Source organism: Actinoplanes sp. TFC3 (assembly GCF_001553785.1).
GTDB lineage: Bacteria > Actinomycetota > Actinomycetes > Mycobacteriales > Micromonosporaceae > Actinoplanes.
Window position 1 is genome coordinate 1,509,474 of the sequence record NZ_LOJP01000001.1, and the last position, 10,408, is coordinate 1,519,881.

Genomic DNA, 10,408 nt, shown 5'->3' on the forward strand with positions numbered 1-10,408 from the left:
CCATGACCCACGAGCTGACCGGTGCGCCGACCCCGCCACCATCGCCGAGGTAGCCGGCGCACCGGTCAGCTCGTGGGTCATGGTCAGCCGGCACACGCCCGGCTGGGACTTCAGTTCCTCGATCTCGTACGTGATCGTGGTGAACGGCTCGCCGGACGTGGTGGGGTCCATGAGCATGCGCCAGGTTTGCTTGAGCAGGCGCGGCGGGTCGGATTCGAGGACCTGGCCGTCCAGGATCTTGTCCGGCAGCGTGAAGCCGTTCTCCTTCGCGTACGCCTGCATCTCGTCGGTCGGCGTGCAGTGGAAGCTGCCGCCGGGCTTGAGGTCGTAGAAGACCGGCGCGGCATAGCCGTACTTGGCGGTCCATGCGGGGTCGACGATGGCGTTCCAGATCTTCTCGGGCGTGGTGCGGATCCATACCCGGAACACCTGCGTGGTCAGCGGCTCGGTCATGACTCGTCCTCCAGGTCGAGGAGCGCCGACACGTGACGCTCCGTGAACTTGTCGATCCACCGGTCGTGGATCAGCCGGATCGGGACGGGGTTCAGGAAGTGCAGCTTCTCCCGGCCCGAGCGGCGCACGACAACCAAGCCGGCCTCTTCCAGCACCTTGAGGTGTTTGGCCAGGCCGAAGCGCGTCATCTCGACCTGCGACTCCAGCTCGCCCAGGGTGCGGCCCTCGCGGGCGAACAGCAGGTCGAGCATGAGCCGGCGGGTGGGATCGGCGAGCGCCTTGAATACCAGGTCGTCGTCCGTCATGACGCCAAGTTAGGTGACCAAAAGGTCACATGTCAAGGACGGGTCCGCCGGACGAGGCGGCGTAGCTGAAGGATGCGCGCCGACGCGACCGACATGGCGACCACTGCACCGGCCACGCCGGCGATGAGCAGCGCGAGTGCGAGCGGGATCCGGCCCTGCATCCACAGGAAGCTGATCTGCACCCCGCCGGTGTTCTGCGCGACGAAGATGATCGTCAGGATCAGCACGACCACCCCGGCCCAGATGCCGTACCAGACCGCGCCGGTGCGGCTGACCGTGGCGTGTGCGCCGCGTCTGGCCGGTGCCTCGCCCGCGGGCTCCAGGCCGGCGAGGGTGCGGGCCAGTTCGTCCGGTAGCGGAGGCGAATCCGGCTTGCGGGACGGGTCGGGCGCCGGGAAGTCGTGACCGGAAGGGAACACCATGACAGTGAGTGTCGCGCATGGTGCGCTGCGCTTACCTCGTACACGCTGTTGCGGAACTTGAAAGGTCCTAATAACCTGCGCCGGTCATGCGTAGACCCGTGCTCGCTGCCGGCGGCTTCGCGCTGCTCACCGTGGTTGCGGGTTCCACCGTCGCCGCGGGTGCGAACGCGGGCACGGTCACCTATGAGGCCGAAGCGCCCAGTAACCGGATGACCGGGGGTGCGCGGACGGTTCTGTGCCAGCGCTGCTCGGACGACGCCCGGGTTACAGGTCTCGGCGGCACCGGCGTGCTGACCTTCGCCAACGTCATCGTCAAGCAGGACGGGCCGGTCCGGGTGAGCGTGACCTACACCGCGGAAGGCAACCGCACCGCCCGGATCAGCATCAACGGCGCCCTGCCCACAGCCATTGATTTCCCGGGTACGAGGGGCAGCGCGCGTCCCGCCGACCTGACCATCACGATGACGCTGCGCAACGGCGTCAACAGCATCCGCTTCGAGAACCCGACCGGCGCAGCACCGGACCTGGACAAGATCGTCCTCGCCATCGACGGGCCCCCACCAGCGGCCACGCCATCGGTGGCCGCGTCCCAAGCCGACCCGGTCACCGAGGTCGTTCGCCTCGTCAACGACGAACGCCGGCGGGCCGGCTGCGACCCGGTGACCGAGAATGATCGCCTGACCGCCGCCGCTCGCCGGCACGCTGCCGACATGGCCAGCCACCGGTACTTCGGCCATGTCTCCCCGGCCGGCGACGACTTCGCGAACCGGCTCCGCGACGTGGGCTACCACTGGTCGGGCGCGGGGGAGAACCTCGCCAAGGGCCAGGACAGCGCCGCCGCGGTGATGGCCAGCTGGATGGCCAGCGACGGGCACCGCGGTAACATCCTCAACTGCGACTTGCACGACATCGGCGTAGCGGTAGCCGCCGGCTCCGACGGCGAGCTGCTCTGGACCCAGGACCTGGCCGGCCCGGCGTGAGGCGCGTCCGTCCTGAGCGGCAGGACCGGCCTCAACCCACGTAGCGGCGAGCGGTCGAGCGGCGCTGGGCCTCGTCGAGGGGGGCCAGCCGCGACTCGACCTCCGGGGGCCTCGGGTTGCGTTGCCGGATCAGCCACGGCAGCCCGCGCACGGCGTCCCAGGCGGCCAGCGCCGAGGTCGAGTCGCGGGGAACGGTGCGGGCCAGGAACGCGGTACGGCGCAGCGCGGGAGCCATCGGCCGGCGTAGCCAGGTGAACCACAATGTGTTGCGCAACCCGACGCGACGGCGCAGGCGCGCATCCCGTACCCGTGAAGCCTGATGATGAACGACCAGGTCCTCGCGGTAGCAAAGCTCCCAGCCCGCGCTCAGCAGGTCGGTGGCCAGTAACTCCTCCTCGCCACCGAGCCACAGCCGCGCACTGAACCCGCCGCACTGCAGGAATGCGTCGCGGCGCACCACCGAAGCGCCGGCCAGGAAGCTGCCGAGCGCCGGACCGGGCAGCCACGCGGGCGCCGGCACGGGGGAGTCGCGCAGCTCCGCGACGATCGGGTCCTCGGTGCCGGCCGGTTCCACGATGATGCGGGCATTGAGGATCGCGATGCGGGGGTACGAGTCCAGCAGCTCACCCGCCCGGGTCAGCGAACCCGGTTCCCACCACGTGTCATCGTCACAGAAGGCGACATACGGGGTGCGTAGTCGTCGTACCCCGAAATTCCTTGCCACCGCCCCGAGGTTCTCCGTCAGAGCAACCACGTCCACGTCCGGGAACTTCTCTTGCACGGCAGTGGCGGTGCCGTCGGTCGAGCCGTTGTCGACCAGCACGACGTGCGGCTGCTCGGGCAGATCCCGCAGCCGCCCCACCGCCGCCACCGCCTCGTCCCGGCGGTTCCAGGTGATGACCACTACCCCGACGCGCTCCTCGATCACGGGGGCCTGTGTTCCCACCCACCGCGTTTCATGGGGTTACGCGCGCCACACCAGGGGATGCAGCAGGCATGACCGACCAGTTCACCCCCCAGGATCCCCGCTCCCAGCACCCCGCTCCCGAGCTCAAGGGAGGCGAGCAGGGCCACCCCGGCCTGGCCGCGAAGATGCCCGACAAGCCCGACCACGGTGAGGACACCTACCGGGGCAGCGGACGGCTGACCGGCAAGCGCGCGGTCATCACCGGCGGCGACTCCGGCATCGGCCGGGCCGTCGCGATCGCGTTCGCCCGCGAGGGCGCCGACGTGCTGATCTCTTACCTGCCGGAGGAGGAAGAGGACGCCGCGGACACCGCCCAGCTGATCGAGAAGGCCGGTCGCATTGCGGTGCGCGTGCCCGGCGACATCCGCGACGAGGCGCACTGCAAGGCGATCATCGACCGGGCGGTCGGCGAGCTCGGCGGCGTGGACATTCTGGTCAACAACGCGGCGTTCCAGATGGCCCAGCCGGGCGGCATCACCGACATCACCACCGAGCAGTTCGACCGGGTCATGAAGACCAACCTGTACGCGATGTTCTGGCTGTGCCGCGCGGCCGTCCCGCAGATGCAGGCCGGGGCGACCATCATCAACACCGCGTCGATCCAGGCGTACCAGTCCTCCAGCGCGCTGCTCGACTACGCCACCACCAAGGGCGGGATCGTCGCCTTCACCAAGGCGCTCGCCGAGGACCTCGCGGAACAGGGCATCCGGGTCAACGCGGTGGCGCCCGGCCCGATCTGGACGCCGCTGATCCCCGCGACGATGCCCAAGGAGAAGGTCGAGTCGTTCGGCGGTGACACCCCGCTGGGCCGCGCCGGTCAGCCCGCCGAGCTGGCCCCGGCCTACGTCTACTTCGCCTCGCAGGAGTCCAGCTACACCACCGGCGAGGTGCTGGGCATCACCGGCGGCAAGCCGGTCAGCTGATCGGCCGGTGCGGGGATGCGTCACCCCCGGAACACTGCTGGGTGGAGCCGCGGTTGCTCGGTGCCGTCGAGCTGTCCGTCGAGGGCACGGAGCGTGCGGACCTGGCCATGCCGGCCAGAAAGCAAGGCGACGTGACCCGGGCCCTCGGCCACGCCCAGCAGGCGCTCACCGCCGCCCGGGCCGGTGGCCATCAGAGCGCGATGGCCCGCGCGCTCGACACCGTTGGCTGGTTCCGGGCCCAGCAGGTCCGGGCCCGCGCCACCCGGCTCTCCCAAGCCCCAGCACCCACGTCAACCTCGCGGTGCTGATCAACCACTTCCCGGCCCTGGCCCGGGGTTACCGCCGGGGCCGGGCCGGCGCCGCCCTGACCGCGGTGGCGGACCTGGGCCGGGCCACGCCCCCGTTCGACCGCGAGGCGCTCAGGTTGATGTCCCGCCACGGGTGCAGCCTGGTGCAGGCGTTGCCCGGCGCCCTCGACGAACTCGCCACGATCGACCCGTCCTTCGCCGCGCTGGTGGCAACCCTGCGGTCGGCCGTGGACGAGGTGCACGAGTACATGGACGCGTACCGGCCGACCGCCCGCGACGTACCGGCCGAGGCCTTCACGCTGGCCAGCCGGTACGCCGACTGTTACGCCGTGGCCGCTTGCGTGCAGGTGTGGCTGCGTAACCGCGAGGCGGCGGGCGACGGCGTGACGGCCGGTTCGTGGCAGAACCAGGACTGGCTGCGGGCGTGTCTGGCCCGGCTGGCAACCCGGCTGAGCCCGCGGTCGCGGCCACCGAGCATGCCGCCGACGTGGACCGGCTCATGCCGCACCTGCGCACCCAGCACGAGGAGGGCCTGCTGTTCTCCGTGCTGTCCTGCCAGTTGATCGGCGAGCAGAGAAAGGCACCGCAATGACGGCTGCGGAGTTGGAAACCCGGCTCGGCCCGGCGGACGACCCGGACAACCCACTCGGCGATCGAGCCGTGGTCGCCGCCGACGAGCGCGCGGAGATGCTCGCCGACGGCGAACGGATGCTTGACGAGTACGGGCTCAACGCCGAGTTCGTGCCGCGCTCCCGAGGTGGCCGGTTCACTCAGGCAGACTGCTTTGCTCGTACCGTCAGAGTTTTGTTCCGCCGGGATCCTGTTCTTGCTCTGGGGTATGGATTGTCGAGCTTCATCGGCTCGGCACCGATCTGGGCCTCCGGCAGCGACCAACAGCAGCGGTGGGTCGCCGACCTGTTGTTGCGCAACGACCGCATCGCCGCCGGCTACACCGAGCTGGCCCACGGCGGCGACTTCACCCGTGTCGAACTGCGGGCCCGCAGCGGTACGAACGGCTTCACCCTGTCCGGCGGCAAACAGCTCATCAGCAACGTGGCGCGGGCCCAGACAATCACCTTGTTCACCCGCACCGACGATCGGCCGGGCAGCCGCAGCCACTCGCACCTGCTGATCGACACCCGCACCCTGCCCGCCGGCCGGGTCAGCCATTCCCGCTTCCGCACCTCGGGCATGCGCGCCCTGCGGCTCGGCGGCGTGGAGTTTCACGACTGCCCGGTGCCCGCTGACAGCCTGGTCGGCCCGGTCGGCGGCGCCCTGGAAGCGGTGCTGGGAGCGTTTCAGGTCACCCGAACCGTGCTGCCCAGCATGGCAATCGGGGTGCTGGATTCCCAGCTGCGCCTGACCATTGCGTTCGCCGCCCACCGCCACCTGTACGGAGCCCCGGTGATCGACCTGCCGCGGGTACGGTCGCTCCTCGCCGGCGCCTACCTCGACCTGCTCATCTGCGACAGCCTGGTCAGCCGACGCGTTGTAGCCGGGCGCAGCAGCAGCGCGGCCCACCGCCCGTACACCGGGAGCGTGCGGCCCGGCCACAACAGCAGGCCGGGCGCCAGAGCCAGCTTGACCAGCGGGTCCAGGGTCAGCCAGGCCAGGTCGCGCCAGGTCGCCGGGTCCCGCAGCATCCACCCGAAGCGGGTCAGCCAAGCCGGTATCCGGGGGCTGCGGAACAGCGCGCGGTGGTAGCGGTACCAGCCGTCCGCCATCGGCTCCGGAGGTGGCGGCGCCGGGTCGTACGGCTCGGGGATCTCGACGCCGCACCACTGCGCGCAGCGCCGGCGGGTCAGCCCGGCCATCCGCCGTACCACCCGGACGGTCAGCGGGAACAGCGGGATGGCACCGATCCCGGACGCCTGCAGCAGCGCGATCGCGGCCAGCGCTAGCAGGGCCACCTCGGCGAGCACCAGGGCGAGCAGGGCGATGCCCCGGCCCATCTGTCGCAGCATGGCGTCCAGTGTGCGGCATGCCGCCACGACCATCGCAATTGAGATATGTCGATATAGAAAACGCTGGTATGGTCCGAGCGTGTCCACTCTGTACGCCGATGCACCGCTCGCGGCATCGGTCGATTCCCGGCTGCTCGCTGCCGTCGTCCCGCTCGCGGTGCTGTCGCTGGCGTTCGTCGTCTACTGCCTGGTCGACGTGTACCGCACCGAGGTGCGATACCTGCCCAAATGGGCGTGGGCCCTGATCTGCCTGGCGTCCGTGCCGATGGGCGGCATCGTGTACCTGATCGTCGGGCGGGACAGCAAGTGATCATTGAATCGACAGCGTTGACGAAACGCTACGGCCGGCACACCGCTCTCGACGGCGTCGACCTGAGCATCGCCCGCGGATCGACATATGGTCTGGTCGGTCCGAACGGCGCCGGCAAGACCACGCTGCTGGCGATCCTGGCCGGGTTGCGCCGGCCCACCGGGGGGCGGCTCGATATCGACGCCCGGCCGGGCAAGGTGGCGCTGCTGCCGGACACTCCGCAGTTCGAGAACTGGCTCACCGGCCGCGAAGTGGTGGACCTGTCCCGCAACCTGGTCGCGCCGCACCTACCGGCCACGCGGGTGGACGAGGTGCTGCACGAGGCCGGGCTGAGCGACGCGGCCGGCCGGGCGGTCGGCGGCTACTCGCGCGGCATGCTGCAACGGCTCGGCATCGCGGCCACCGTGGTGGGGGAGCCGGAGGTGCTGCTGCTCGACGAGCCGGCCTCGGCCCTGGACCCGGCCGGGCGGCGGGAAGTGCTGAGCCTGATCGCTGGGCTGCGCGGCCGGGCCACCGTGCTGATGTCCAGCCACATCCTGGGCGACGTGCAGGAAGTCTGCGACACGATCGGCATCATGCGGACCGGCCGGGTGCTCTTCCAAGGAACCCTGCAAAGCCTGCTCGCCGGGCGGACCAAGCCTGCTTATCTGGTACGGCTTCGCGGCGACGCCGGGCCGGTGGCCGAGAAACTGCGGGCTCAGACCTGGGTGACCGGCGTCGATGTACAGCCCCCCGGCCAGCTACGGATCATCGTTGACGACCTCGATCTGGCCGAACAGCACCTGGCCGGCGTGCTGGCCAACAGCGCCCTCCCGGTGATCAGCATGACGCCGGAAGCCGCCGATCTCGAAGCCGTGTTCCTGGAGCTGACCTCATGACCTTGTGGCGACTCGAATGGGCGCGCTTGATCCGTACCCGCCGCTTGCTGGCCCTGTTCGGTGCCTATCTGTTTTTCGGTCTGACCGGTCCTTTTTCGGCCCGCTACCTCAGCGACATCCTCAGCCAGATCAGTACACCGGGGGTGGAGATCAAGCTGCCGGACCCGGTGGCCGCCGACGGCATCGCCCAGTTCATCAGCAACGCCTCGCAGATCGGCCTGCTGGTCGTGGTGCTGGTGGCAGCCTCGGCCCTGGCCCTCGACGCCCGCCGCGAAATGGCTATTTTCCTGAGAACACGCGTTTCCGGTACGCACGCAATCGTGTTACCGGCCTACACCGCCACCACGGTCGTCGCCGCCACCTCGCTGCTGGCCGGCGCGCTGGCCGCCTGGTATGAGACCGCGGTTCTGATTGGTAACTTGCCGGTCCTGCGGTTGCTGCTGGGCATCGGCCTCGGCTTCCTGCACCTGGCGTTCGTGGTAGCCGTCGTGGCCTTCGTGGCCAATCTTGTGCGCGGGGTGCTGGCCACCGCCGGCGTGACCCTGGTCGTGCTGATCCTCATGTCGCTGCTGGCCAACTTCGGCTCCCTGGGCCGGTGGCTGCCGAGCGCACTGTCGAGTGCGATGGCCGCACTGGTACGCGATACCGAACCGGGCGTGTTCCTGCCGGCCGCCATCGTCGCCGTACTCGCCACGGTGGCGTTGCTCTTCGGAGCGATCTGGCTGGGCGGCCGCCGGGAAGTCTGATCTTGTCGCCGGACCGGCCCCCGCCTCGCGGCTGCGCGGCGGGGGACCGGCATCAGGCGACGGGCACCGGTGACGGGGGCCCCTCTCCTGATCCCGCCCGGTCGTCTCCTCGCCGTGCGACAGCGTGGGCAACCAGGCGAGCCAGCGGGGCAGGTACCAGGTCCGGTCGCCGAGGAGCTTCATGGTGGCGGGGACCAGCACGGCCCGGACCAGCGTGGCGTCGATCAGGATGGCCGCCGCGAGACCGACGCCCATCTGCTGAAAGCTGACCAGCGACATCGTGCCGAAGACCGCGAACACCGCCACCATGATGAAGGCAGCGCTGGTCACCACGCTCGCCGTCGACTTGATGCCGTACTCGATGGCCGCCTCGGTCGAGCGGCCGCGATCGTAGGCTTCGCGGATGCGGCTGAGGATGAAAACCTGATAGTCCATCGACAGGCCGAACAGGATCACGAACAGCAGCAGGGGCAGCCAGTTCACGATGTCCCCGGCCGCGGCGCCCAGCAGGCCGTTCTGGAAGACCAGGACCAGGATGCCGTACGCCGCCGCGACCGACAGCAGGTTGAGCAGGATGGATTGCACGGCCACCACAACCGACCGGAAGCTGACCACCAGCAGCAGGAACGCCAGCAGGAGCACGAACCCGAACACCAGGGGAGCGCTGGCGGGCCAGCTGATGGTTGAAGTCCATCGTGCCGGCCACGCTGCCGGTGACGTACGCCTCGGTTCCCGGCTGCGCACCGACAGTCTCCGGCAGCAACGTATCGCGCAGCGTCTCGACCGCCTTACGTCCCGCCTCGCCGTCACTCACGCTCAGCGAGATGGTGGCCACCGTCCGGTCCGGGTTGGTCTGAACACTCACCGGTTCATGCGCCACCGACGACCCCAAGGCACGATCCTTGAGCTGCGCGATTGCACCCTGTACGCCCGGGGCTGACACGTCCGGCGCCTTTGCCGCCACGATCGCCGGTTCGTTGCCGCCCGGGAACGCCCGGTCGATGGCTGTGTACGTACCGGCAATCGGGTAATCGCCTTGCAGGTCTTCGACCCCGGGCTGGCCGACCCGCATGCCCAAGGCCGGCACCGCGAGCGCCACCAGCCCCCCGCCCGCCAGCACGGTCGAGATCCACGGATGGCGCAGCACCTTGCCCAGAACCGCATTCCACGCCCGGCCACCCCCGGACCGCACCCCCAGCCGCCGCGACCAGGTCACCCGGCCCCGGCTCGCCACGCGCACGATCCCGTGAATCAACCGTGCGTCAACCGCGTCCCCGAACAGCGAGAGCAAGGCCGGAAGCACCGTCACCGACGCCACCATCGCGGTCAGGACGATCAGGATCGTGCCCTGCGCGAAGCCCATGAACACGCCGTTGCCCGTGAAGAACATGCCCGCCATCGCCAGAATGACAGTGCAGCCCGAAATCAGCACCGCCCGCCCCGACGTGGCCGCGGCGACTTGCAGGGCGCGCTCCTTGGACCGGCCCTTGGCCCGTTCCTCCCGCTCACGGCTGAGATAGAACAGCGAGTAGTCGACGCCGACAGCGAGCCCGATCAGCAACATCAGGTTGGTCGTCGTGTCAGCCACGTGCAACAACTTGCTGGCCAGCGCGAGCAGCCCGGTGGCAGCGAAGAACGCGGTCTTCGACGTAGTGAGCGGAATCAACGTCGGCAGCAAGGTGCCGAACGCGAGCAACAAAATGATGGCGGTAATGGGCAAGGACAGCGCCTCGGCCCGCTTGAAATCCGCTGCAAGCGCCACCCCAGCCAACCGCTGCAAACTGGCCGCGCCCGCCTGCTCCACCCTCAGCTCCGGATGCCGGTTCTGGACGCCGGAAACCGCATCAAGCACCGGCTGCACCCGGTCCCCAGCGGTCTTTTCAGCCCCCGTCATGTCGAACAGCACCAGCGCGGCAGTGCCGTCACTGGTTCGCGGTGCCGGGTCAGCCGGGTCGTACGGCGTGCGCACATGCTGCACCTGACCGGTGGCCTCGACGGCGCTCTTGACGTCCTGCACTGCCTGCCTGAACTCGGCGCTGTCCGCCGTCAGCCCACCGCCGCGAGCCTCAACCAGCACCATCTCCCCAGCAACATCAGGAAAATGGGCCTCCTGAATGATCTGCCCAGCCCGCCGTGAGTCCCCACTCTCATC

General features: G+C 69.6%; 12 protein-coding genes and 3 pseudogenes. 8 read left to right on the plus strand and 7 right to left on the minus strand.

Translation table 11 applies throughout. The features are described from left to right. From TFC3_RS06860 to TFC3_RS06870, 3 genes are all read right to left on the minus strand, one after another. On the minus strand, nucleotides 1-453 hold a 453-nt coding region (locus tag TFC3_RS06860; RefSeq protein WP_067497074.1), incomplete at its 3' end, for an SRPBCC domain-containing protein. Next, nucleotides 450-758: a helix-turn-helix transcriptional regulator gene (locus TFC3_RS06865; protein ID WP_067497075.1), complete on the minus strand. Its 309-nt coding sequence runs from the start codon at nucleotides 756-758 to the stop codon at nucleotides 450-452. The genes TFC3_RS06865 and TFC3_RS06860, both read right to left, overlap by 4 nt. Before the next feature lie 32 nt (nucleotides 759-790). After that, nucleotides 791-1,180: a lipopolysaccharide assembly LapA domain-containing protein gene (locus TFC3_RS06870; protein ID WP_082771894.1), complete on the minus strand. Its 390-nt coding sequence runs from the start codon at nucleotides 1,178-1,180 to the stop codon at nucleotides 791-793. 86 nt (nucleotides 1,181-1,266) lie between these two features. Here TFC3_RS06870 and TFC3_RS06875 point away from each other — a divergent pair, with 86 nt between their 5' ends. Then, nucleotides 1,267-2,160 (plus strand): CAP domain-containing protein, encoded by an 894-nt coding sequence (locus tag TFC3_RS06875; protein WP_082771895.1) that lies wholly within the window; start codon nucleotides 1,267-1,269, stop codon nucleotides 2,158-2,160. Between the two features lie 31 nt (nucleotides 2,161-2,191). Here TFC3_RS06875 and TFC3_RS06880 read toward each other — a convergent pair whose 3' ends face one another. After that, nucleotides 2,192-3,088 carry a glycosyltransferase family 2 protein gene (locus TFC3_RS06880; RefSeq protein WP_082771896.1) on the minus strand — a complete coding sequence of 299 codons (897 nt, stop codon included), beginning with the start codon at nucleotides 3,086-3,088 and terminating at the stop codon, nucleotides 2,192-2,194. A gap of 68 nt (nucleotides 3,089-3,156) precedes the next feature. On the opposite strand from TFC3_RS06880, the gene TFC3_RS06885 reads away from it, so the two are divergent. The 4 genes from TFC3_RS06885 to TFC3_RS06900 all read left to right on the plus strand — a co-directional run bounded on the left by TFC3_RS06885 (nucleotide 3,157) and on the right by TFC3_RS06900 (nucleotide 6,062). Further along, a complete protein-coding gene (locus TFC3_RS06885; protein ID WP_067497084.1) occupies nucleotides 3,157-4,050 on the plus strand; it encodes a glucose 1-dehydrogenase in 894 nt (297 codons plus the stop codon). A gap of 53 nt (nucleotides 4,051-4,103) precedes the next feature. After that, the gene (locus tag TFC3_RS06890; protein WP_236718017.1) at nucleotides 4,104-4,358 is read left to right on the plus strand and encodes a hypothetical protein; all 255 of its coding nucleotides are present in this window, start codon (nucleotides 4,104-4,106) and stop codon (nucleotides 4,356-4,358) included. Then, nucleotides 4,352-4,921, plus strand: a complete 570-nt coding sequence (locus TFC3_RS06895) for a hypothetical protein (protein WP_067497088.1) — start codon at nucleotides 4,352-4,354, stop codon at nucleotides 4,919-4,921. Before TFC3_RS06890 ends, TFC3_RS06895 begins: the two co-directional genes overlap by 7 nt. Before the next feature lie 145 nt (nucleotides 4,922-5,066). Next, entirely contained in the window at nucleotides 5,067-6,062 is a 996-nt protein-coding gene (locus TFC3_RS06900; protein ID WP_369819667.1) for an acyl-CoA dehydrogenase, read from the plus strand. Here TFC3_RS06900 and TFC3_RS40370 read toward each other — a convergent pair. Then, nucleotides 5,963-6,355 (minus strand): annotated as a pseudogene (locus TFC3_RS40370) (sensor domain-containing protein); the annotation flags it as partial. The gene TFC3_RS06900 and the pseudogene TFC3_RS40370 sit on opposite strands and share 100 nt — an antisense overlap. 46 nt (nucleotides 6,356-6,401) lie before the next feature. Here TFC3_RS40370 and TFC3_RS06905 point away from each other — a divergent pair. The 3 genes from TFC3_RS06905 to TFC3_RS38480 are packed head-to-tail and all read left to right on the plus strand — an operon-like array spanning nucleotide 6,402 to nucleotide 8,256. Continuing rightward, nucleotides 6,402-6,632 (plus strand): PLDc N-terminal domain-containing protein, encoded by a 231-nt coding sequence (locus tag TFC3_RS06905; RefSeq protein WP_201787127.1) that lies wholly within the window; start codon nucleotides 6,402-6,404, stop codon nucleotides 6,630-6,632. Continuing rightward, nucleotides 6,629-7,510, plus strand: a complete 882-nt coding sequence (locus tag TFC3_RS06910; RefSeq protein WP_161952546.1) for an ABC transporter ATP-binding protein — start codon at nucleotides 6,629-6,631, stop codon at nucleotides 7,508-7,510. The genes TFC3_RS06905 and TFC3_RS06910 overlap by 4 nt, the downstream gene beginning before the upstream one ends. Further along, nucleotides 7,507-8,256, plus strand: a complete 750-nt coding sequence (locus TFC3_RS38480) for a hypothetical protein (protein ID WP_067497092.1) — start codon at nucleotides 7,507-7,509, stop codon at nucleotides 8,254-8,256. Before TFC3_RS06910 ends, TFC3_RS38480 begins: the two co-directional genes overlap by 4 nt. Nucleotides 8,257-8,463: 207 nt before the next feature. Here TFC3_RS38480 and TFC3_RS40375 read toward each other — a convergent pair. Both TFC3_RS40375 and TFC3_RS40380 read right to left on the minus strand, forming a co-directional pair. Then, nucleotides 8,464-9,066: pseudogene (locus TFC3_RS40375) on the minus strand (MMPL family transporter); the annotation flags it as partial. Nucleotides 9,067-9,529: 463 nt separating this feature from the next. After that, a pseudogene (locus TFC3_RS40380) lies at nucleotides 9,530-10,375 on the minus strand (MMPL family transporter); the annotation flags it as partial. Nucleotides 10,376-10,408: the final 33 nt, after the last annotated feature.